Below are 22801 nucleotides of genomic sequence, written 5' to 3' on the forward strand. Positions count from 1 at the left end.
CTAAGATTATACCTGTTTTTCAGCTAATCAATGTAACTATTTTCATATTTAATTTTATTTTTTGCTTTAAAACGCAATATTCAACGTCTGTAATTACTTTTAAAGGTTCGATTTAGTCGATACTCATCTTTATGAAGGTTTCTACTTCTCAGCCCTTCCAAATCGTGTACTCGCTGCTTGAACACGAGTATTTAGGCTATCTGTTTGAATCTTATGTAGTTCAGCGTAACGCCAAGGGCCAGCTTACGCTCCAGCACCAGACAGTTTCCATCAAGAACGCGCCCGAGTTTGCAGATGAGCTTGACGCCGTCGACTTCGAGTTGATTGCGCTAACGGACCAGATTCAGCAAGACGCCGTTATCAAAGAATTTTCAACCAAGAAGACCACGCCCGCCGACTTTTTCCTGAAAGTATTCGACCCCGAAAAGGGCGATAAACCGTTACAAGAAGAAATTTGCCGCTACGTGCAGGAGCGCATGGGTCAGGTGCTGGCGCGGTTGGCCGGGAAGCAGGTGTTCATTATGGGCAAGGACGGTGAGCCGACCTGGCACGAAATCGGGCTGGCGGCTGAAGCAGCCTCTATCCTGTTCCACTTCCGCCGCAACGACGACAATACCCACTACTTCCCCACGATTCAGTATCAGGGTCAAAAGCTTGATTTTCAATACAAAAACGCGGTAATCGTGTGTGAGCAGCCAGCCTGGCTGCTGCTCAACGACGTGCTTTACTATTTCCGGCACGAGGTGGACGGCAAGAAGCTGCGGCCGTTCCTGAACAAGAAGTTTATCGTGATTCCGCGGCAGGTCGAGGACAGCTACTTTCAACGCTTCGTGGCCCCATTGGTCGAATCGTTCGACGTGCACGCCCGGGGCTTCGATATTCGCTCGGAGCGCCATATAGCCCTGCCTCAACTCACGTTTTCCGATGTGCCGGCTGCTACCATTGTGGCCGAAGAAGAGCGCCGCCGCCCTACTGCGGGCCGCCCCCGCTCCTCTGCGTCCGATACGGCCGTGGCCGCGACAGTGGCCCCCTCCGACCACATTCACTTCGACCTCTCGTTTCGCTACGGCAATTACACCGTGCACAACGGCCACGACAAGCGGGTGTGGGTGCAGCTAGAGAAGAAAGAAGACAATTACATTTTTCACCGGCTGGTGCGCAACCTCGACCGGGAGCAGGAAATCATTCGGGAGCTGGCCGACCGCGCCCTGGAGGTGCGCAACGGCCGGGCCGTGCTCGAAAAAGCCACCGCTTTCCGCTGGCTGCACCACCACTCCGATGAGCTGGCCCGCTTAGGCTTCACGGTGCAGCAAGGCAGCACCTCGGGCAAAGACTACTTCATTGGCGCTGTGAGCGTGGAAGTGGGCATATCGGAGGCCAACGACTGGTTCGATGTGCGCGGCACCGTCCGGTTCGGCGATTTTGAAATACCCTTTATCAAGCTGCGGCCCTACATTTTGCAGCGCCGCCACGAGTTCCGGCTCCCCAACGGGCAGATTGCCATTATTCCGGAAGAGTGGTTTACGCAGTACCTGGAACTGTTTGCCTTTGCCGAAGAGCACGAGCATACTCTCACGCTGCGCAAGCACCACCTGGCCCTGGTATCGGATCTGCAAAATGGTAACTTGGCCACCGTGGTTATCAGCCGTAAGCTGGAAAAGCTGCGCGGTTTTGAAACGGTAGAAGACCAGCCCATGCCCGTAGGCTTCCGGGGCGAACTGCGGCCTTATCAGAAGGCTGGCTACAACTGGCTGCACTTCGTGAAAGACTATCACTTTGGCGGCTGCCTCGCCGATGACATGGGCTTAGGCAAAACCGTGCAGACGCTGGCTTTGCTGCTGCACCGCAAGGAAAGCGGCGAAGCCAGCGGCGCGGCTTCGTTGCTAGCCATGCCTACCTCTCTGGTATACAACTGGTTGAGCGAAGCGCAAAAGTTCACGCCCACGCTGCGCATCCTGACCTATACCGGCACCTACCGCGACAAAAACGTAGCGCAGTTTGCCAACTACGACGTGGTGCTGACCAGCTACGGCATTGTGCGCTTGGACGCCGAGCTGCTGAAAACCTACAAGTTCGACTACGTGATTCTGGACGAGTCGCAGGCCATCAAAAACCCGAGCTCTACCACCTCGCACGCCGTGCGCGGGCTGCACTCGCGCTACCGCCTCATCCTAACCGGCACGCCCGTTGAGAACAGCACCATGGATTTGTGGTCGCAGATGTCGTTTATCAATCCGGGGCTGCTGGGCACGCAGGCGTTTTTCCGTAAGGAGTTCCTGAAGCCGATTGAGAAAGGCAAGGATGAAGGCCGCACGCGCAAGCTGCACGCCCTCATAAAGCCCTTCATTTTGCGCCGCCACAAGGCGCAGGTGGCGCGCGAGCTGCCCGAGAAGATCGAGCACCTCAGCTACTGCCCCATGACCGAGGAGCAGCAGCACTGCTACGAGGAAACCAAGAGCTACTACCGCAACAAGATCCTGCAAAACATCGAGAAGCACGGCACGGCCAGCACGCAGTTTATGCTGCTACAAGGCCTAACCAAGCTGCGCCAGATTGCCAACCACCCGCGCATGGCCGACGAGGAGTATACGCACGAGTCGGGTAAGCTGCGCGAGGTAATTCGCATGATCAAGAGCGTCGTATCCGAAGGCCACAAAGTACTCGTGTTCAGTCAGTTTGTAAAGCATCTCGACATCGTGCGGGCTTCGCTCGATGAACGGCAAATAGAATACGCCTACCTCGACGGCAACACTCGTGACCGGCACAAAGTGGTGACGCGCTTCCAAGAAACCGAAGACCTGCGCGTATTCCTTATCTCGCTGAAAGCGGGCGGCGTCGGTCTCAACCTCACCGCCGCCGACTATGTGTTCATCCTCGACCCGTGGTGGAACCCGGCCGTGGAAGCCCAAGCCGTAGACCGCGCCCACCGCATTGGGCAGGAGCGCACGGTGTTCACTTACAAGTTTATCACCAAAGGCACCGTCGAGGAGAAAATCCTGGCCTTGCAGCACAAGAAGATCCAGCTCGTCACGGACCTGATAACCACTGACGAAGCCATCATCAAGAGTCTCACGAAGGAGGATATTGAGGAGCTGTTGGGGTAAAATACCTGTAGGTTAGCCTTGCTTCTACTCTGCCTGACCAAAAATAAAAGCAATCGTTACTGATGAGCCTGGTGACGCAACACCTCACCTGAAAACGCTTGCCCTCTGGTTAAGCATAGTGAGCTGAGCAACAGGTGCGCTCCGCTCATAAACAGGCTGTGACGCAACCGCTTCTACTAAAGCAAGTTCGGTGTGAGCAACTAACCTTTCCACCACCAACTGAGGCGGTGATGCAGACTGCTTTAGCCGGAACAGATAAGTCCCTACGCGTTTTTCTACCAGATGGTAAGCGGGCATAGAAAGAGCTAGGGCAACCAAAGCACCCAAATAGTAGGGCCACCGGCTATAAAAGACCACCGTGCCGGTTAAGCGTGAAAGAACCGCGTAATACAGCAGCAAAGCCCACAAATGGTTTAGATAGATGGAATAGCTGGCTTTGCTGATAAGCAAGCACAGACGCGGCACACGAATGGTTTGAGTCAAAACAAACTCGAAGAGCAGGTAGGCGAGCACAACCATCGGCAGGCAAGCCAGCCAATGTGCTCCCATCTTTCCCATGGCATAGGTTGCCAAGTATAGTCCCAGAAAGGCCGCCATATAAGTCCACTTCGGAAAACGATAGGGCAGGCGGTATCCTCTAGACAAACAATCGTAGAATAACATCCCAAGCAGGAAAAACAGCTGCGACTGAATAAGCAGACTATTCACCGTCCACCCAACCAGCAGCACTACCCCGGCTAGCCCCACCCGGCCTTGTATCGATAAGCGGTGATAGATTGGAAATAGCAAGCAAAACACCACTTCGTGAAGCATAGACCAGAAGTGGGGAGTAGCTGCAAACGCGGAGTCGCGACTTGCGAAAAACAAGGTGTGCCCCAACGACGTCCAGGATAAATCGGCAGCCGCCTTATAGAGCAACACGTTGAACTCCCGCCCAGATGCGGTAGCTAGCAGGGGGTTGATGTACGTTAAGGCCACGTAGAAAACGGCCAGAGCAGCGAGAGTTGCTGCTAGGTACGCCGGATAAAGCCGTAGAAAACGAGCGCGCAGAAACGAGCTAACCGAAAAGTTCTTGCGTCCGGAATACTGAAGAAAAAAGCCTGAGAGAATAAAAAAGAAGAAAACCCGTGGCCGGCCAAGAGAGGTAATCAGGTCCAAGAAGAAAAGCGGAAATTCGTACCAAGCCCATAGTTCTACGGGATACTGCTTTAAGTATTCTTGGCCGCCCGCCCATAAAACAAATCTAGCATGCGTAAGAACCACGCCTACACAAGCCACCGCTCGGATTATATGCATGTTAGAAAAGTTGTATTTTTTATCACTCATATTATATAATAAAGGCTTTTTTACTTAAAAAAGTTAAAAACGGCTACAAATCTAACGCTTTCAGCCTAATCAAGAGGATGAAAGAGTAGTTTCGGTCACGAGACTTCACGCGATACCCCTCAATTACCGTTGCGACTTCGCAACAGAAGACTTAACCGAAGCATAATTATCACATTATCAACTCCTTATAACGATACTTAAATTGCTGCTGTCAATCTGGAATGCCTAAATCTTATGATCATAGCTGAGGTGTTACTACCTGATAACTTTAGGAGTTATACCGTCGGGGCTTTCGTATTTCAGGAGTTGAACACGCCAAAGATCAACGCCGAGGACTACATTCAGTTTGTAGTAGGCAGCCCAACATCGGCGAGCGGCACAGGAGCGGCACAGAAGCCACCCGCGTCCAGCCGGCTACCGCAGCCGGGCTGGTGATCCACAATTCCTTTACGCGCCTCTTGCACCAACTTGAACCAGATGCCGTTTTGCTCGACTACCGCCTCTTCGACAGCTGGTATGCCAGCCTGCCCAATCTCAAACAGGTGCGCACCTGCGGCTGGTGCTGGCTCACGCGCCTGCATGGCAACCGGCTGGCAACCCCGATGCGCAGTATCTACGCCTGCTGAGCGAGTGTAGCGTGCCAGCTGCTGGCCGGCACATCTGGCTCTGGCTCAGAGGCTACGGCCCGATTCGCGTGTTCCGGTTCGACGCCCCACATGGCTGCACGGCCCCAAGTACTGGGCCAGCAGTGAGCTAGAGCGAAGCCGAACGAGAGCCCCTAGCCGACCTGGCCTGGGGCATCGAAGAGTACCACCTGGGCCTGAAGCAGTGTTGCGGGGTAAAAAAGCCCGGGTGGAGGTTGCTCGTGCGCAGCGCACGCACATTGGCTGTGCGTTGCGCGCCTGTCTCCGCTTGGAAGTACAGCGCCAGGAGATAGGACGCAGTTGGTATGAAGCCACTCGCGCGTATCCGACGCAGCCCACACCTATTTGCTTAAATGGGCAACTGCGTAACTCCTATTTTATTAAATTGCCTTACAAAGGCAGGCGCATAATGAACTCGGTATAGTGACCTTCTTGCGTTTCGCAAACAAGCGTCCCCCCATGCCCTTTCGTGATGATGTCGTAGCTCAAAGACAAACCTAATCCAGTTCCTTCGCCGGTGGGCTTGGTGGTGAAAAAAGGCTGGTAAATCTTATGCTCCACGGCCGCCGGAATACCCGTGCCATTGTCCCATATCCGCAGTTCGAACTGCTGGTTAAGCAGCTGGGTGCTTACTCTGATTTCCGCCTCGTAGTTCGCTTCGTTGCGCTCCTGTTTTTTTTGCAGCGCGTAGAAGGCATTGTTAAACAGATTCATTAAAACCCGGCCAATATCTTGGGCAGCCATGTTGATGGGTTCTGCCTGCGCCGCATAGTGAGTGGTGAGGACCACGTTGAAATCTTTCTTTTTCGCTCGAATTCCCTGGTAAGCCAGCCGCAGATACTGATCGGCCAACACATTTAAATCGGTGGGCTGCCGCTCACCTGGGCTGTTGCGGGCATGGAGCAGCATCCCTTTCACAATGGAATCGGCGCGGCGGCCGTGAAGTGTAATCCGTGCCAAGTTAGCTTCCAAGCTATCAAGCAGTTCGGCAGCTACTGCTTTTTGCGGCTCGGCCAGCTTGTCTATTATTTCCTCCTTCACCTCCTGTACCAATTCGACGCTGACTTCCGAGAAGTTCAAAACGAAGTTCAGTGGGTTTTGAATTTCATGCGCCACACCGGCCGTCAGTTCGCCTAGCGAGGCCAGCTTCTCACTCTGAATTAGTTGCCGCTGGGTGGTTTGCAGATGCATCAGCGACTGTTGCAAATCGGCGGTGCGCTGCTGCACTTGCTGCTCCAGCAGGTCATTTTGCCGCGCCAGGATCTGGTGCTTTTCGCGCTCTTGGCGCAGCCGGCGTCGCTGCTCCCGGATTACAATGCCTACGATACCTGCCACCAGCAGCAGCAGAACCGGACCAATGAGCAGGTAAGGCAATAAGGCGTTAGGCATAAGCTGCGCGCCTAGTTTCCGGCGGTGGTAGTCAGGTGGTTCTGAAAAACGACACTCTGCCCTAGCAGCCTATACGGACGCGGGTGCCACCGGCTATAGTGCAGCCAGTAAGGAAGTGCCCGAAGCGGAGCAATGTGCAGCGGAATGAAGTTAAACAACCAAGCAAACAACCCCATTTGAATAGCAAACAAAAAAATATCAGGGCTACTAATTATTCTATCGAGTTTAATTCTGGTTGCCAGGTCATAACCAGAATTATAAATTATGTTGGTGGCTACGTAAGTAACAATAGAATAAGAAAAGTAAGTTAGAACAGCTATATCAAGGAAAAATTCCGGTTGTTCTTCTAAGCTTAAACTAGTTCTACTTATCTGGACAATATGTAACAACGACAGGGTTATCAAGATGATACTGCCAAATGCTCGCGCATAACTGTTCAGGTCCTTAAATATTCCATTTAATACGGCCGCATCTAGGAAAGCAACACCTATAAATATCCAGACCGATACCGATATAAGATTTAATATTCTGTGCGAATGAAATAGGCGCCGGTAGGTTTCAGCTAATAGCAGCACGGCCAAAGCAGTTGACAAATGGAAGGTGTAAACATCATTACGAAATATGAATCTGCTTACTATTTTGAGGACATAAAGTACTAGCTCTGCTCCTATATAATAGGGTAATAGCTTGAACTTGAAAGGTATGTTGTAGCGCCTCGCCCACAAGAGAGCGAACGGCAGCAGTGGTGCCGCTTCGAGCGCCCTGCTCGCAAGATGAAGTGCTCCAGCCCAGTTCTCCATTTACATATATACCAACCTATTGGCTTCTTAATTTAATCTTTGTCTGCTTCCGTGCTATAAAATAAGCTCTCTTTATCACAATTATCCGGACATTTATCATAGCTGGCAAAAGCTTTTGCCGTTAATAGTCCTTGGTTATTAGAAGTTGTTATATCGTTTTTATTTTTATCAACGCCTACAATTATAACACCTATGACTCCTTTAGGCTCTATGATATTATCTTGATTGAACGACCTATACAAGCGAAAACCTTTGCAATTCTCTCCCATTGAATTTATGTACGCTTGCAATTTTCCCTTATCAATATAAATAGATTTTATTTCTACATTATCGAATTTTTCTTGATACTTTTTTGATGATGCACCTCCTTTTGTATCAGCTACTATTTCAACACCTCCTGGATTTTTGGGAGGGGCCAAAGAGGGAATTTCATTATGCAAATCATTACAGCTAGAAGTCATACCTGCCATTGCGGCTAAGCGTATGACGGTATACATGAAGTAACCACCTTTTCTCATGATGCAATTCGCTTTTGAGTGAATGCTAACAATTGCAGATAGGCTCAACGGCAGAGTGTTGCCTTTGAGCACATAGCATATTACAAAAAAATATATACAAAGTGAAGTATTTGCACTGCCAACTGAGCGCTGTTTGATTTGCTTTACTATGAGCCATGGGCAAGGCCGCTAGGTGCTCAGTCGCATAGTTTAAACCAACCTCAGGCATAGATAGTATTACCACCTATGCACCTCTACCTCCGCACCCGCGTCGTCGCGTCGCCCGCTCAAGTTTCTGCTGGCTTCACGCGGGAACTGTTTCTGGCTTTAGCTCCACCGTTTCCACCGTTTCATCTGTTGCGCTTCGATGGCTGCCAGCGCGGCGACGAGGTGCACATTGAATTAGGCGCGGGGCCGTTGCGGCGGCTTTGGACCTCGCTCATCACCGACCACGGCACCACGCCCGACGGCACGCACTACTTCGTGGATGAAGGCCAGCTCCTCCCCCCACCGCTGCGCTACTGGCAGCACCGCCACCTAATGCAGCCGGCGCCCGGCGGTGGCTGCTACATAGTGGAAGACATTGAATACCGGACTGCCTCTGGTTTGCTCGACCGGCTGCTGTTTCCGGTAATATGGGCGCAGTTTGTATGGCGCCGGCCTATTTATCGGCGCTGGTTTAAGTCGGGCGCGGGGCGCTGAGTTACCGAATTAGGTGGCAAGCGTCGTTGTGAATACCGTTGCCGTATATGCGCAGGTCAAGCCGCGTATATTGCGGCGAATCCGTCCTCGTCTATGTTGTTCTGTTCCACTTCGGTCCGCCGCACTCGGCCTTTTCAGCGTTGGTCTGCCGCCCTGCTTGTGCTCGTTTTTACGGCTAATTGTAGCGGCACCCGACCGGCTTACTTATTTCAGCCCGCGGCAGTTTCGGCGGCCCCTGCGCCCACCCAGCCCGAATCAACAATAGAAGACGTGGCGGTGGCAGCGCCGGCCCCAAAACCCTCGGCCTCGCGCCAACTGTTACGCATTCGGCCTCGACAGCTCCGGCAGGCTATCCGCATGGCGGTAACCCAAGATCTGGGGCGGGCGCAGGCAAAACCGCAGTTGCTAAGTCGGCCGGCTACGCAGGCGGTGCGGCACCACACAAAGGCGCTTCGCAAACCAGCGGAGGTGGGGCTGGGCACTACGGTATTTGGAATATTAGGATTTTTGGCGGTGCCTATTGGGCTAATCGGGTTGGCGCTAGGGGGCGGGCTGGTATGGGGGCTCATTGCCGCGGCCGGAGCGTTGGCCATCCTTATTGCCTGGCTCGACCCATTCGCGTGAGTTCCCGGCTAGAACACAGGCCGACATTACGGTTCAGTGCTGGCTACAAATCGGGCACCATTTTCACGTCGGTTCGTTGATAGGGGCTACTTGGTATCGGCACATGGCGAAACCCAAGCTTATTGTACAGCGCCAGTGCCGGCCCCAAGCGGGAGTTAGATAGCAGTTCCAGTTGGTGGGCTCCTAGCTGGCGAGCTTTGGCTATGGCCGCCTGCCCTAACGCACAGCCGATACCGAGCCCCTGGGCGGCCGGCGACACCGCCATCTTGGCCAACTCGAACACGCCGTGGCCTTCGTGCAACAAAGCGCAGGTGCCTACCAGTTGTCCTTGGTACTCGGCCATCAGAATGGCTCCGCCAGGCTTTACTATATACTGCTCCGGCTCATCCAGCATTTGGTAGTCGGGCGCTTCCATCACGAAAAACCGGGTTATCCACTCTTCGTTGAGGGCACGGAACTGCGGCTGATGGGCTGGCTCGTAATCGAGTATCCGGACGGCGTGCATCATGTGGCAAGGTAGGCAGCCTTGTTCAGAAGCGGTGCCTACTACCTAGCTCCTCATAACCTGCTGCCGACAGAAAAGTACTAGCAATAGGATCTTCTAGTCGTGAAAAGCAATATGGAGAACGAACTCCACCCAACTCTCCGAGCGTCAGGTAGTTCGCCCACCTATTGGCTCACCCGCTTTGTTATCCTGCGCCTGCTGGGTTTGCTTTACGCCGTCGCCTTTCTGGTAGCAATCAACCAAATTCTGCCGCTGATTGGCTCGAAAGGGCTTCTTCCGGTTGGCACTTACCTTGAGCAAGTGAGTAGCGCGCTCGGGTCGGATGGCGCGGGTTTTCGGCGGCTGCCCTCCCTGTTTTGGTTCTGGCATTCCGATGCAGCCTTGCTAACGGTTGCCTGGGTTGGGTTTGGGCTGGCCTGCCTGGTGGTAGCCGGCTTCGCTAACGCGCTGTCGATGGCGGCGCTCTGGGTGCTGTATATGTCTATCGTGCACGTCGGCCAAGAGTGGTACGGCTACGGCTGGGAAATTCAACTGACGGAAACCGGCTTTCTGGCTATTTTTCTTTGTCCGCTGCTCGACCTGCGCCCGTTTCCGCGGCAGGCACCGCCCATGCCCATCATTGTGCTGTTCCGATGGCTGATTTTCCGCATCATGCTGGGGGCGGGCCTAATCAAAGTGCGGGGCGACGAAATCTGGCGCAACAGCACCGCGCTCTACTATCATTTCGAAACCCAGCCGATACCGGGGCCTCTGAGTCGGTGGTTTCATTTTCTGCCGCACAGCGCGTTGCGCGTGGGCGTCTGGTTTAATTGGCTGGCCGAACTGGTAGCGCCCTTGTTTGCCTTTGGCCCCAGATTCGGCCGGCACGCAGCCGGCATGGTGATGGTGCTCTTCCAGCTCAACATTATTCTTAGTGGCAACCTCTCGTTTCTGAACTGGCTGACTATCATCCCGGCACTGGCTTGCTTTGATGATGGTTTCTGGGCCCGGCTGCTTCCCCGGCGGCTCGTTCGGAAGGCGGAAGCCGCTGCCGCTCGTGCCGAACCATCGAAACCCATGCTGGCTACGGCCTGGGTAGTAACGGCCCTTATCGCGGTTCTGAGCATCCAGCCCGCTCTGAATATGGTTTCACCCGGACAGGTCATGAACACGTCGTTCGACCCGCTGGATCTGGTTAACACGTACGGGGCCTTCGGCACCGTGGGGCAGGAGCGGTTGAATGTCGTCTTTGAAGGAACCATGGACCCGGACTCCAGCGACCAAGCCAATTGGCAACCTTACCTCTACAAAGGTTTACCCGTGGCTCTCAACCAGCCCCCGCCGCAGATAGCGCCGTATCAGTTGCGGCTAGACTGGCAAATGTGGTTTGCCGCCATGTCGTCGCCCGCTGAGTACCCTTGGACGCTGCACCTGGTGTGGAAACTGCTGCAAAACGATAGGGGAGCGGTCAGCTTATTTGCGCGCAACCCTTTCCCTGATAAGCCGCCGCGCTATATCCGGGCGATTCGCTATCGATACACGTTTGCTCGGCCCGACAACCCCCAAGGGCTCTGGTGGAATCGGGAGCGGGTCGACATTTGGCTGCCTGCTCTTTCGGCAAATGACCCACGCTTAGTTGAATTCATGCAAAACTCGGGGTGGCTTCGCTAAACCCTCCTGATTCCGGTGCAGAGCAAAATGCACCTGTAAAATGTAAGCCTTGCTCATTAGAGCGGTAGCAGTGCGAGCCCACCAAGTGGCTTTGGCGTACCTTTAGGCTTTCTTGTTTCGTTTGAACTTCCGCCTTATGCCCGCCACTATCACGCTCAAGCCTGGTAAAGACCAATCTCTTCGTCGTCGTCATCCGTGGGTGTTTTCGGGGGCTATTGCCCGCATGCAGGGCGAGGTGGTGGAGGGGGAAGTGGTAATGGTGCAGGCCGCCAACGGCGAAGTACTCGGTATGGGCCATTACGCCCCCGGCTCCATTGCCGTGCGCATGCTCGACTTCGGGCCCGCCGCCCAAATGCCAGATGCGAGCTTCTGGGAAGCCCGCCTCCGCAACGCCTACCAGCTTCGGCAGGGCCTGGGCCTTACCGGCACCGGCAACACCAACGTGTACCGCCTCACCCACGCCGAGGGCGACGGGCTGCCCGGCCTCATTATTGATGTGTACGGCGATGTAGCCGTGGTGCAGGCCCACAGTGCTGGCATGTACAAGGCACGCCCCCTCATTGCGGCGGCCTTGCAAGCCATAGTGCCCGGTCTGCGCGCCATCTACGACAAAAGCGCCGAAACCGTACCCGCCAAAGCCGCCCCCGATGCCCGCAACGGCTACCTGTGGGGCGAGAGCAACGGCACCGAGCACGTGGTGCAGGAAAACGGCCACCCCTTCGCCGTGGATTGGGAAACCGGCCAGAAAACCGGCTTCTTCATCGACCAGCGCGACAACCGCAGCCTACTAGCCCGCTACGCACCCGGCCGCCGGGTGCTCAACACATTCTGCTACACTGGCGGCTTCAGTTCCTACGCCTTGCAGGCCGGTGCCGAGTTGGTGCACTCCGTGGATTCCAGCAAGAAGGCCATCGAGCTAACCGAGCGCAACGCCGCCCTCACCGGCCTCGAAAGCAAGCACGCCGCTTACGCCGAAGACGTGTTCAGCTTCCTCAAAGCCAGCCAGGAGCAATACGACCTCATCGTGCTCGACCCACCCGCTTTTGCCAAGCACCTCTCGGCCCGTCATAACGCCCTGATGGGCTACAAGCGCCTGAATGCCGCCGGTATCAAGCAGATTGCACCAGGCGGACTGCTCTTTACGTTCAGCTGCTCACAGGTGGTATCGGCCGAGCTTTTTGAGGGCGCTGTGCTAGCCGCGGCCATCGAAGCGGGCCGCCCCGCTCGTATCCTGCACCGCCTCACCCAACCCGCCGACCACCCCGTGAGCTTGTTCCACCCGGAAGGTGAGTATCTGAAAGGGCTGGTGCTGGCCGTGGAGTAAAGGCTAAAAATTGTTGTTCCGAGTGAAGCCAGGAATCTGAGTTAGCCTCCACGGGCACCTCAGATTCCTCGCTTCACTCGGAACAACCTCTATTTGCCAGCACTAGGCGTCGGCATTTGCATCAGGAACTGGCTGCCACCGGCGCCACTGGTGTAGGTGGGTACGTTGCTGCCGCCTTTTTCCCAGGCTTCAATCCAGCGCATCTGCACCAGCAGCGGCGTGAGCGACTGTTGCTGCTTTTCGTTGGCATAGGCCTGAGCGTCGGCGGCAATACGGATGGCTTTGGCACGGCCCTCGGCTTCGGCGATGTTGATGCGGGCTTGCGCCTCGGCCTGCCGGATGCGGTTTTCGGTTTGCAGGCCGGTTTGCACAGCGGTGTTTTTGGCATCGATGGCGGCTTTCAGGCTGGCGGGTGGCTCTAGCTTGGTGGTGATTTGCTGCACAATGAAGCCCATGCTCTGGAGCTGCGTCACGAGGTTGGCTTTCACCCGGGCCTCGTAGCTGCCGCGGTTGCTGATGAGGCTGTCGGCGGTGTAGCGGTTGGTGGCCACGCGGTAGGCTTCGTACACGGCCGTTTTCAGGAAGCCGTCCTCGATGGCGGGCAGCGGGCGGCGGTACTGCCGGAAAATATCGTCTACTTTATCGGACTGGATGTAATAGTTGAGGCTAGGCGCCACGCCGAAGCTGGAGCCGTCCCGGCTCTGCACCTCAAATTCCTCGTACTCTTTGTGTTGCGTGTATACCGGAAACTCGTACACGGCCGTACTCAGCGGGCTATAAAACACCCAACCAGTAGCGTAAGTGATGTCGTCGACGCCGCGGCCGGAGCCAGCCAGGTTCACCTTGATACCTACGTTGCCGGCATCGATGCGCTCCACCTTAATCAAGCTGCAACTCGCTACCAGCGCCAGCAGCAGCAAGCCAACGAAGATGACAGGTTTCAGCCAGCTGCGGCTAGGGTTTAATTGATATTCAGCCATTTCTAGGTAGTTTTTTGTTATTCGTTTTTAGTTTTTGGCTGGTAGTCACTGGTGTTAGCTTTGGAAATAATGGCTGTCTACAAACGCCAAAAAACCAAAACACCCGAAAATCTAGCCTCGTAGGAAGTAAGCAGTAAGGGCCCGGCCGGCTTGGTACAACGACAAGGCCACGCCGGCCGCCAGAACCAGAAAGCCCACGATGCCGCAGGCTAGCCACCAGTTCGAGGAACGGCTCAGCCAGTCGAGGCAGACGGGCACAGCGTAGGGCAGCACCACGCCGTAGAACAGCAGCCAGAAAGCTATGCGCAAGTAGGAAGGGCGTTGAACAGGCATAAACAAGCAGTCAAAGCTACTATATCTGAACAGTAGAATGTATCTGTAGCTAGTTCTTTTGCAGCTACGCGGTAATGAATCGCGAAAAGATGCTTGGCATTACAGGCAAGTGCTTCGATAGCCCGGAAAAGTTGTTGTACACCGCGTTACGTGGAGATAATAAGCACTGTAAGAGCGCATTGAGCGGTATTCAGGTGAATAGAGGCGTAGGCTGTAGCGCAAAGCCTAGCCTTCGCCTATTAGTATGGCGCAAAGTAGCCACTCAACCTCAACAGCGCTGTGCAAGGCATGAGCTTCATGCTACTATCTAACACCAACCTAAAAATGGCGGTAACTAAGTAGAAGGGCTGTAGTAAAGAGCCCCCCGAATAACTGCTAATTACCTGACTACAACCCACTAGCGTAAAGCCTCACTTCGCGGTGCGTTCCTGATGCTCGCCCAAGCGCCACGGTCCATTTTTGTGCAAAGCCCTGTTGAGTGGAACTTCGCGGTGCATTTTATGTAAGCCATAAAGCCTGTATGCGGGTTATAGGTGCAACCTCTCTTCTATCTTCACCCTGTGGCTCGCCAGAAAACTTACGTTTCGCCTTCTTCCCAACCTGTTGCCATCGTGGGGGCGGGCATTGCCGGTATTGCTACGGCGGTGCGGCTGGCGGTGCGTGGGCACCGCGTTACGGTGTTTGAGGCGCAGGAAAGCTTCGGGGGCAAGATGCACCAGCTGGAGCTGCCCGGCGGCTACCGGTTTGATGGCGGGCCGTCGTTGTTTACGCTGCCGCACCTCGTCGATGAGCTGTTTGAACTGGCGGGCCGCAACCCCGCCGACTATTTTCGCTACCAGCGCCTCGACCCGATTACCGAGTACTTCTTCGCCGACGGTACCCAACTCACGGCCTGGGCCGATGAAGAAAAGTTTGCTGCCGAAGTAGAAGTAAAGCTCCGGGTGCCGGCCGCCGACGTGCTGAGTTTTCTGGCGCGCAGCCGTCGTTCTTACTCGGCTACGGCGGGCACGTTTCTGCAAAAGTCGCTGCACCGGGCCAAAACCTACCTCAGTCCCGAAGTGCTGAAGGCTGTGGCAGCCGTACCGCAGCTGGGCTTGCTGGAAACCATGCACCAACGGCACCAAACGGCCTTCCCGCGGGATGCGCGCCTCGTGCAGCTCTTCGACCGGTTTGCCACCTATAACGGCTCCGACCCCTACCAGGCCCCCGCCACACTCAGCATGATTCCGCATCTGGAACACGGGCTAGGCGCATTCTACCCGGAAGGCGGCATCTATGCCATAGCGCAAAGCCTGGTGCGGCTGGCCGAAGAGTTAGGCATAGCGTTTCGCTATCAGGAGCCAGTATTGGAAATCCTGACCGCCGACGGCCGCGTAACCGGCGTCCGGACCGCGCAGGACGTGTACGATTTCGGGTTGGTGGTCAGCAACATGGACGTGGTGCCGACGTACCGCAAGCTGCTGCCCACGCAGCCTGCGCCCGAGCGCACGCTAGGCCAGCCCCGCTCTTCCTCGGCCCTGATTTTTTATTGGGGCGTGGCGCGGCGCTTTCCGGAGTTGGGGGTGCACAACATCTTTTTCTCGGAAAATTATCAGCAAGAATTCGAGGCCATCTTTCAACAAAAGACCGTCAGCCCCGACCCTACGGTGTACGTCAACATCACGAGTGGGTACACGCCTACCGATGCGCCACCCGGCCACGAAAACTGGTTTGTGATGGTGAACGTACCCCATGACCAGGGTCAGGACTGGCCCGCCCTCATCCACCAAACCCGACAAGCCGTGCTAACTCGCGTCAGCAAAGCCCTGGGCACCGACGTAGCCGCGCTTATCCGAGCCGAGCACGTATGGGACCCGCCAGGCATTGCCGAGCGTACGTCGTCATTTGGGGGGGCGCTGTACGGCAGTTCCAGCAACAACCAGCTGGCGGCTTTCCTGCGTCACCCTAATTTCTCGCGGAAGCTGGAAGGGCTGTACTTTTGCGGCGGCTCGGTGCACCCGGGCGGCGGCATACCGCTCTGCCTGCTCTCCGCCCGAATCGTATCTGATTTAATTATGAATTGAGAATCCTGAATTCTGCATTGCTTTTAAAACGTCTGCCTACCGCAGTGGTCTAGCTTCCGTGAAAAAGCAATCCATAATTCTCAGTTCATAATTCATGATTCATAATTTCTCCTCATGCCCGACCCGACTCAACAATACCCGGCCCCGGCAACAACGCAGCTGCCCGCTCAACAGCGGCGGCTACGAATTGCGCAGGGCATCTTGCTTCTGTTTCACATCACCGGCTTCATTGGCCTAGGCTTTTCAGCTAATCCCGACTTTTACCTGCAGTTTGTACCTCTGAATCTGCTGCTCACGGTGGGACTGCTGCTGGCGTTCCAGCCCGAGCGCAGTGCGGCATTCGTGTGGTTTTGCCTGGTAACAGCTGCGGTAGGCTTCTTTGTGGAAGTGATTGGCACGCGGACTGGTTTGGTGTTTGGCTTCTACCAGTACGGCCCTACTCTTGGGCTACAGTGGCTAGGTGTGCCTCTGCTGGTGGCTATTAACTGGCTGATGCTCACGTACACTACCGGCATTCTGGCCCGTTACCTGCCGTTGCCTGCCTTCGCACGGGCAGTAGTTGCGGCTCTGTTGATGGTGGGCCTCGATGCGTGCTTGGAGCCCATTGCCGTGCGCTACAACTTCTGGCAGTGGCGGTTCGATGTGATTCCCTTCCAAAACTTCAAGGGGTGGTTTGCGGTATCCCTTATCCTGCAAGTGTTCTTTAACCGCACCGATTTTGTGAAACGCAATGCGCTGGCACCGTTCGTGTATATGCTGCAACTGCTGTTCTTTTTCGGGCTCGGTTTGTTAGGTTGAAGTTCATATTAAAAAATAACACTTATCAGGAATACTATTTGCTTGTGGTATCCGCGTTATAAGCTGAGCAGTCGTTTTCACTCAACCCTATTTGCCTTATGGAGCAAGTAATACTCCATCAGTTACTTGACAAAGCAAATTCATTATTTCGATCTGTCGGAGTTGGCTTAGTACATGAAGAGCAGATAGCGGCTGAGCTCGACATAAATCTGGCGGCATTTCGGGGCTTATTCGGCTCTAAGTCGGAACTGATATCACAAGTGATTCGGCGCAACTTAACGCGGCAGCGCCACGAGCACGACGAGCTGTTTGCCAACCTGGGCACCCCCGTAGAATGTTTGCTGGCCTTGCTCCATCACAGCTTGCACGAGCTGCGCCGCTCCCCGCACTACGACTACCACGTGATGCGCGAGCAGTATCCGCAGGCCTGGAACACTATTTAGGAATATTTACAGCAATACTCTTACCCTTTGCTCACGCGGCTGCTGCAAGAAGGCATTGTGGAAGGCCAGTTCCGCGCTGACCTCGATGCGCCCTTTATTGCTCGCATCATGCTGGCGCAGTTCAGCCTGATTCTCAATGAACAGGTCTTCCCCCCCGACCATACTAACCTGGCCGACGCTTACCGCAATATCTTCTTCTACTACGTGCGCGGCCTGTGCACCGAAGAAGGCTGTCGGCTTGCCACCTCCCACTTCGCCCGGATGTAGCCGTCGTCAAGGCATAGCGGCAGGCACTACAAAAGCAACCCAAACTCAGCTTCGTAAAGGAGGTGAGTCCGGGTTGCTTTTGGCTTGTTGGAAGCAACTCAGTACAGGAACCCACGGCCCCTCCTGGTCGTTTGCTTTTATGTAACTCAGGTTTTGCCAGTGGCACTCTGGCCCTGCTTTCCCTTTCGCCAACTTCGCGTTTTTAACTGACTGCTTGGGGTTCGTCTTACCCGAGCCAGCCTGGCAGCTTATGTCAGGTTTAGCGATGCGCGAAGTTTCCTACCGCTTTTCCTTCGTATGCAAAACATAATTTTCTTCGGCGACAGCCTCACGGCCGGCTATCAGCTGCCCGCCAGCGCGGCTTTTCCTACCCTACTTCAGCAGCGAACTAATTCGCTAGGCTTAGCTTACAAAACCTTCAACTATGGCGTGAGCGGCGAAACCAGCGCGGGCGGCCGGCTGCGCCTGGCCAGCGTGCTGAACCGCCAGCCCGTTGACGTATTCGTGCTGGCGTTGGGGGCCAACGACGGGCTGCGCGGCATCCCCGTCCGCGAAACCACCCAAAACCTGCAAACCATCATCGACCAGGTAAAGCTTAAGTACCCTAAGGCCCGCATTGTGCTGGTAGGGCTGGAGTTCCCGTTTGACTTGGGCCCGTTGGGCGGCCACCAGATGGCGCGCTATGCCCAGGAATTCAAGGCCTTGTTCCGGGCGCTGGCCGACCAAAACAACCTGCCCTTCGTGCCCTTCCTGCTACAAGGCGTACTCGGTCGCCGCGAGCTCAACCTCCCCGATGGCGTGCACCCCAACGCTGCCGGCCAGAAGATTCTGGCTGATAACGTGTGGACGGTTTTACAGCCTCTTTTGTAACGCTTCTAACTTTGGCGCTATGTAAGAATTCGTTAGACGTTCATGCTGAGCTTGTTCTGGAACAACCTCCCAAGCCACTTCTGTATACTGAGGTTACACTATCACCCTAGCTTGCCCTGTGCATTGATGCGTAACAATAAGTAACAGGCGCAAAGGGTGATTCCCTGTGAGAAATCCACCAGCAGATTGCTGAAATCTGCTTTGGAAGCACCGGCCTCCACTATAGATGATGACGCATCAACTCTTTCTGAGCGACTCCTGAAAGCGCCCAAAAAAGCCTTGACTTGATAGTAAAGGCTTTTTTGGGCGCTTTCAGGAGTCGTCACTTTTGGGCGAGCCAAGTAGTACCAGACCCTAAACAGTAAGCAATACACTCTTCTCTTACTGTTGAGCAGCTAGCACTCATAGGGTAGAAATATTTGTTTAACTTTTTTACATCAAAAGCTAAACAATAAAGCATCTTATATTATTAATACTTCATCTTTCAACCTCAACTATTTTTCCCATGCAAACCATGTTCCTTGAAGTCATGCGTATCCCGGTAGATGACCCGGTAGCTTTTACTTTTTTCACAGGATACATGGCCATGTTTGCGGCGTCCGTATTCTTTTTGTTTGAACGCAGCACGGTAGCTGACAAGTGGAAAACTTCTCTTTTGATTTCGGGCTTGATAACTGGTATTGCCGCCGTGCATTACTACTACATGCGTGATTATTACGTCACTACCCACGAAACGCCCATTGCCTTGCGCTACATCGACTGGACGCTGACTGTGCCGCTGATGGTGGTGGAGTTTTACCTCTTGGTACGGGCGGCGGGTGCCAAATTGGCTTTGCTTTATAAGCTGATTGTGGCGGCCGTTATCATGCTTGTGTTCGGCTATATCGGTGAAGCCTTTACGGATGGTTCCATGGGGCACTCCGTTTTGTGGGGTTCCCTTTCTACGCTGGGCTACCTCTATATCCTGTACTCGGCCTGGTTTGGTGAAGTAGCGCAACTGGCCGCCGCTTCTGACTCGGTGGCCGTGCAGAAAGGGGTGCGGGCGCTGGCTTGGTTTGTGCTGGTTGGCTGGGCCATCTACCCGATCGGCTACATGGCTATGCCCGGCGGCTGGCTCGGTCCCGACGGCGCCAAACTACTCCGCCCTCACGACCTCGACCTGCTTTACAATATTGCCGATGCCATCAATAAAATCGGCTTCGGGCTGGTAGTGTACGGTATTGCACGCAGCGAATCGGAGGTGAAAGTTTCGCCTGCTGGGGTAGCAACTGTAGCGTAACCCCGCAGGGCTTCCCAGACCGTACTTCCCTCCGCCATGCTGGCTACTCCCACTCCTGTTCCGCGCATCTGGCCACAACGCCGCTACTCCTACGTAGCCGTTCTGACCCTGACCGCTATGGGAGTTGCTTTTCCAACGCAGGCTTGGGTGCTGCTCGGGTTGCCGCTAGCGGTAGGAATGGTGCTATTGGGAGTGGCGCATGGTGCCTGCGACCAGCTTGTGGTGCCAGCCGTCTGGGCCGGCTCCGTTGCTACCAGCCGGCTCCACTACTGGCTACGGTTTTTGGTTGGCTACCTGGGGCTAGCGGCCGTAATAGGGCTGCTGTGGTGGTGGTGGCCAGCGGCTATGGTTGGCCTTTTTTTTCTGCTTACTGTCTGGCACTGGGGCTCGGCAGACGCACCTCCGGAGCTCCACAGCACTCCGATTTGGTGGCTGATGCACAGCCTATTACGTGGCCTGCTGCTATTCCTGCTGCCCTTGTGGAGGTGGCCCATCGAAACGGCGGACATTGTAGATGGGCTACTTGGGTTTGCCGGGGCTCCCGCCGTATCTCAGCCACTGTACGAGCGAACGGCGGCCCTTTTGGGGTCCATAGTATTAGTTGGTCACGTGATACTCTGGATACGTTACCTAATTCAGCGCAAGTGGGCGGTACTTGGAATGGAGTTAGTGGAAGTGTTGCTACTGACGGGGCTGCTTGTTGCGCTACCGCCTATGCTGTCGGTGGGCGTGTATTTTGTGTTCTGGCATAGTCTCCAACACGTTTTGCGCCTGACTCAATGGCTAGGCTATCCCGCCCCCGTCCGACGCCGCACCGCCTGGGTCGAGTTGGGTACGCAACTAAGATTTTTTCTGCGACGGGCAGCCCCCTTGCTAACCCTAAGTTGTGTGGGGCTGCTGATAGTTGGGTGTGTGCTGGCTCCTCAATTGCCTGATGCCACTGCTTGGTTCAGCTTTGCGCTAGTAGCCGCCTCCATTGTAACGCTGCCCCACGCTTTGCTTGTCACGCTAGTAATGGATGCTGCCCACCGGCAACCGGTTGGTTCAGGTCATTAACCGCGACACTGCTAACGCAAGAAAGCCGGCCTTCAGTTGAAGGCCGGCTTTCTTGCGTTAGCAGTAAACGCCTTGCCGCCATACCCAAAGCTCGCAAGGCCCTGTGTATAGCAGGTTACTTGGCGTTGTACAGCTTCTGGTAGTACTCGGTAGCCATGCGGTGCGATTCGAACTCGGGTTCTACTTCGCGCATAGAGGTTTTCATTACGTCCAGGTACTTGTCGGGCTGGCCGTAGTAGAGCGGCACGATTTCGTTTTCCAGCACGTCGAGCAGGCTAGTCGCCTCGATATCGTCCTTCACATTGTCGGCCTGGTAAGGGTCGGCGTGGGGGATGATAAAGCTGTTTTCGCCGTGGCGGGCGAATTCAGGTACCCAACCATCGGCGATGCTCAGGTTGATGGAGCCGTTCATGGCGGCCGTCATGCCGCTGGTACCCGACGCTTCGCGGGGGTAGCGGGGCGTGTTCAGCCATACGTCGGAGCCGCGCTTGAGGTAGCCGGACAAGGTTAGCTCGTAGCCCGTCAGCACAGCGCAGTTGTTGAGCGGTTTGACTTTGCGGATGATGTCGTTGAAGAGGCCGATGGCCCCGTAGTCCTTGGGGTAGGGCTTGCCGGCCCACAGCACTTGCACGGGCCGGTCGGTGTTGTTGACGATGCTCAGGAACCGCTCGAAGTGGCGCAGGATCAGGTCGGCGCGCTTGTAGCCGGCGAAGCGGCGGGCCCACACTACGGTCAGCACGTCGGGATTGAGCAGGGTGCCGGTTTGGTCGGCTACGATGTCGAAGAGCTGCTTTTTCAACTTGCGCTTGCGGGCGAGCAGGGCCGTATCATCGTTGGCTTCGAGGGCGGCGTGCAGCTGCTGGTCGCGCCAATAGGTGCCGTTTTGGGCATTGGTAATGGCAATGATGGGGCAGATACCTTGGTTGCTGCCCCACATTTCGTTGGCCACGGTGCCGTGCACCTTACTTACGCCGTTGGAGAGGCGCGAAAAGCGCAGGGCGGTGAGCGTGTAGTTCACCCGGTCGTTTTCCACACCAGCTACGCGGGTAATTTCCTCGGCGGGCACCGACCCGAAGAACGACATCTTCGCCAGCAGTTGCAGCGGGTGCTCTTCGTTGCCGGCTAGCTCGGGCGTGTGCGTAGTGAATACCAGGCGCTTACGCACTTCTTCTAGCTGACGGCCGTGCTTTTCGTAGAGGTAGAACGCCAGCGGCAGGCCGTGGCCCTCGTTGAGATGGTACACATCCACGTTCACACCTAGTAAGTCGAGCAGCTTACCGCCACCTACGCCAAGCAGGATGCTTTGCGCGATCCGAGCGGCCGTGTCGGCGTCGTAGAGGTGATGCGAGATGGTGCGCGAGATGAAGTCGTTTTCGGGAATGTCGGTGGTGAGGAAGAACATCGGGGCCGTACCGAACGTGTCGGGGGCCAGGTAGAGGGCCTTCACGTACACATCCACGTCGTGGATGGTGATGGGGAAGGTGAGGCCAGTGTCTTGCAGGAAGGAATACGACTTCTGCGTGAAGCTGGCGCACATGGTTTGGTCTTCGTTGCGCCCCTGGTCGTAGTAGCCGAAGCTCCACAGAATGCCGATGCCTACCAGGTTTTGCTTGAGCTCGTAGGCCGAGCGCATATGCGAGCCGGCCAAGAAGCCGAGGCCTCCGGAATAGGTTTTAAGCGCCTGGTCCAAGGCAAATTCCATGGAGAAGTACGCCGCCTGCGTCGTGAATTCAGCGGCGGGTGCGTAGGGTTTAAATTCGAAAGCCATTGAAGAAGAGAGGTCAGAGAAAAAGGCAGCTTAACTAAGCTACCCACAGCCCCGGCATACGGCCAGCACAGCAATACGTTCGGGGTAGCCCCGGCCAAGGTGCCAACATTCCAAGTGAAAAACAATGTATACCGGGTGACTGATATTGTTGAGCCAGGGTAAAGGCACTGTCCTTTCGACGCAGGAGGAATCTGAGTTAGCCTGCTCAACGACTTTGACTCAGATTCCTCCTGCGTCGAAAGGACGGTGCCTGTGCTCCGCATTTGTAGCTGGCTGCATATCGTAAGTTGACACAACGGTAACATCAAACGTGGTCTAACTGGCTGATTGACCGGATAGTTTTGTGTTTCAATCCACAAAGCCAACCTCCAACCAACCA

At 55.2% G+C, this 22801-nt stretch carries 20 protein-coding genes and 1 pseudogene; 13 read left to right on the top strand and 8 right to left on the bottom strand.

Features of this window, described 5'->3' with window-relative positions; genetic code table 11:
* The first annotated feature begins 131 nt into the window (after window positions 1-131).
* Window positions 132-3104 carry a DEAD/DEAH box helicase gene (locus tag VF639_RS13940; RefSeq protein WP_331146527.1) on the top strand — a complete coding sequence of 991 codons (2973 nt, stop codon included), beginning with the start codon at window positions 132-134 and terminating at the stop codon, window positions 3102-3104.
* A gap of 84 nt (window positions 3105-3188) precedes the next feature.
* On the opposite strand, the gene VF639_RS13945 is transcribed toward VF639_RS13940, so the two are convergent.
* Window positions 3189-4430 carry an acyltransferase family protein gene (locus VF639_RS13945; RefSeq protein WP_331146528.1) on the bottom strand — a complete coding sequence of 414 codons (1242 nt, stop codon included), beginning with the start codon at window positions 4428-4430 and terminating at the stop codon, window positions 3189-3191.
* A gap of 306 nt (window positions 4431-4736) precedes the next feature.
* On the opposite strand from VF639_RS13945, the pseudogene VF639_RS25495 reads away from it, so the two are divergent.
* Window positions 4737-5443, top strand: a pseudogene (locus tag VF639_RS25495) (hypothetical protein).
* A gap of 21 nt (window positions 5444-5464) precedes the next feature.
* Here VF639_RS25495 and VF639_RS13960 read toward each other — a convergent pair.
* The 3 genes from VF639_RS13960 to VF639_RS13970 are packed head-to-tail and all read right to left on the bottom strand — an operon-like array spanning window position 5465 to window position 7781.
* Complete coding sequence (locus tag VF639_RS13960; RefSeq protein ID WP_331146531.1) at window positions 5465-6463, bottom strand: sensor histidine kinase; 999 nt, start codon at window positions 6461-6463, stop codon at window positions 5465-5467.
* 11 nt (window positions 6464-6474) lie between these two features.
* Entirely contained in the window at window positions 6475-7263 is a 789-nt protein-coding gene (locus tag VF639_RS13965; RefSeq protein WP_331146532.1) for a hypothetical protein, read from the bottom strand.
* Window positions 7264-7295: 32 nt separating this feature from the next.
* Complete coding sequence (locus tag VF639_RS13970; RefSeq protein WP_331146533.1) at window positions 7296-7781, bottom strand: hypothetical protein; 486 nt, start codon at window positions 7779-7781, stop codon at window positions 7296-7298.
* A gap of 225 nt (window positions 7782-8006) precedes the next feature.
* Here VF639_RS13970 and VF639_RS13975 point away from each other — a divergent pair, with 225 nt between their 5' ends.
* The gene (locus VF639_RS13975) at window positions 8007-8462 is read left to right on the top strand and encodes an SRPBCC family protein (RefSeq protein WP_331146534.1); all 456 of its coding nucleotides are present in this window, start codon (window positions 8007-8009) and stop codon (window positions 8460-8462) included.
* Window positions 8463-8555: 93 nt separating this feature from the next.
* A complete protein-coding gene (locus VF639_RS13980; RefSeq protein WP_331146535.1) occupies window positions 8556-9086 on the top strand; it encodes a hypothetical protein in 531 nt (176 codons plus the stop codon).
* Between the two features lie 43 nt (window positions 9087-9129).
* Here the strand turns inward: VF639_RS13980 and VF639_RS13985 are convergent, their stop codons facing one another.
* The gene (locus VF639_RS13985; RefSeq protein ID WP_331146536.1) at window positions 9130-9594 is read right to left on the bottom strand and encodes a GNAT family N-acetyltransferase; all 465 of its coding nucleotides are present in this window, start codon (window positions 9592-9594) and stop codon (window positions 9130-9132) included.
* A gap of 111 nt (window positions 9595-9705) precedes the next feature.
* Here VF639_RS13985 and VF639_RS13990 point away from each other — a divergent pair, with 111 nt between their 5' ends.
* Window positions 9706-11241, top strand: coding sequence for a lipase maturation factor family protein (locus VF639_RS13990; protein ID WP_331146537.1), 1536 nt, complete (start codon window positions 9706-9708; stop codon window positions 11239-11241).
* Between the two features lie 136 nt (window positions 11242-11377).
* A complete protein-coding gene (locus VF639_RS13995; protein ID WP_331146538.1) occupies window positions 11378-12565 on the top strand; it encodes a class I SAM-dependent rRNA methyltransferase in 1188 nt (395 codons plus the stop codon).
* An 89-nt stretch (window positions 12566-12654) separates the two neighbouring features.
* On the opposite strand, the gene VF639_RS14000 is transcribed toward VF639_RS13995, so the two are convergent.
* Window positions 12655-13545 carry a prohibitin family protein gene (locus VF639_RS14000; RefSeq protein WP_331146539.1) on the bottom strand — a complete coding sequence of 297 codons (891 nt, stop codon included), beginning with the start codon at window positions 13543-13545 and terminating at the stop codon, window positions 12655-12657.
* A gap of 111 nt (window positions 13546-13656) precedes the next feature.
* Complete coding sequence (locus tag VF639_RS14005; protein WP_331146540.1) at window positions 13657-13878, bottom strand: hypothetical protein; 222 nt, start codon at window positions 13876-13878, stop codon at window positions 13657-13659.
* 560 nt (window positions 13879-14438) lie between these two features.
* On the opposite strand from VF639_RS14005, the gene crtD reads away from it, so the two are divergent.
* From crtD to VF639_RS14040, 7 genes are all read left to right on the top strand, one after another.
* A complete protein-coding gene (gene crtD / locus VF639_RS14010) occupies window positions 14439-15941 on the top strand; it encodes a 1-hydroxycarotenoid 3,4-desaturase CrtD (RefSeq protein WP_331146541.1) in 1503 nt (500 codons plus the stop codon).
* A gap of 114 nt (window positions 15942-16055) precedes the next feature.
* Window positions 16056-16739: a carotenoid biosynthesis protein gene (locus tag VF639_RS14015; protein WP_331146542.1), complete on the top strand. Its 684-nt coding sequence runs from the start codon at window positions 16056-16058 to the stop codon at window positions 16737-16739.
* A 98-nt stretch (window positions 16740-16837) separates the two neighbouring features.
* On the top strand, window positions 16838-17182 hold the full coding sequence (locus VF639_RS14020; RefSeq protein WP_331146543.1) for a TetR/AcrR family transcriptional regulator: 345 nt from the start codon (window positions 16838-16840) through the stop codon (window positions 17180-17182).
* A gap of 27 nt (window positions 17183-17209) precedes the next feature.
* The gene (locus tag VF639_RS14025) at window positions 17210-17449 is read left to right on the top strand and encodes a hypothetical protein (RefSeq protein WP_331146544.1); all 240 of its coding nucleotides are present in this window, start codon (window positions 17210-17212) and stop codon (window positions 17447-17449) included.
* 297 nt (window positions 17450-17746) lie between these two features.
* Window positions 17747-18319, top strand: coding sequence for an arylesterase (locus VF639_RS14030; RefSeq protein ID WP_331146545.1), 573 nt, complete (start codon window positions 17747-17749; stop codon window positions 18317-18319).
* A gap of 505 nt (window positions 18320-18824) precedes the next feature.
* Window positions 18825-19598 carry a bacteriorhodopsin gene (locus VF639_RS14035; RefSeq protein WP_331146546.1) on the top strand — a complete coding sequence of 258 codons (774 nt, stop codon included), beginning with the start codon at window positions 18825-18827 and terminating at the stop codon, window positions 19596-19598.
* A 36-nt stretch (window positions 19599-19634) separates the two neighbouring features.
* The gene (locus tag VF639_RS14040; RefSeq protein WP_331146547.1) at window positions 19635-20654 is read left to right on the top strand and encodes a Brp/Blh family beta-carotene 15,15'-dioxygenase; all 1020 of its coding nucleotides are present in this window, start codon (window positions 19635-19637) and stop codon (window positions 20652-20654) included.
* A 115-nt stretch (window positions 20655-20769) separates the two neighbouring features.
* Here VF639_RS14040 and glgP read toward each other — a convergent pair whose 3' ends face one another.
* Window positions 20770-22422, bottom strand: a complete 1653-nt coding sequence (glgP, locus tag VF639_RS14045; protein ID WP_331146548.1) for an alpha-glucan family phosphorylase — start codon at window positions 22420-22422, stop codon at window positions 20770-20772.
* Window positions 22423-22801 lie beyond the last annotated feature (379 nt).

It is taken from the genome of Hymenobacter sp. (assembly GCF_036387835.1).
In the GTDB taxonomy this organism is placed as follows: Bacteria; Bacteroidota; Bacteroidia; order Cytophagales; family Hymenobacteraceae; genus Hymenobacter.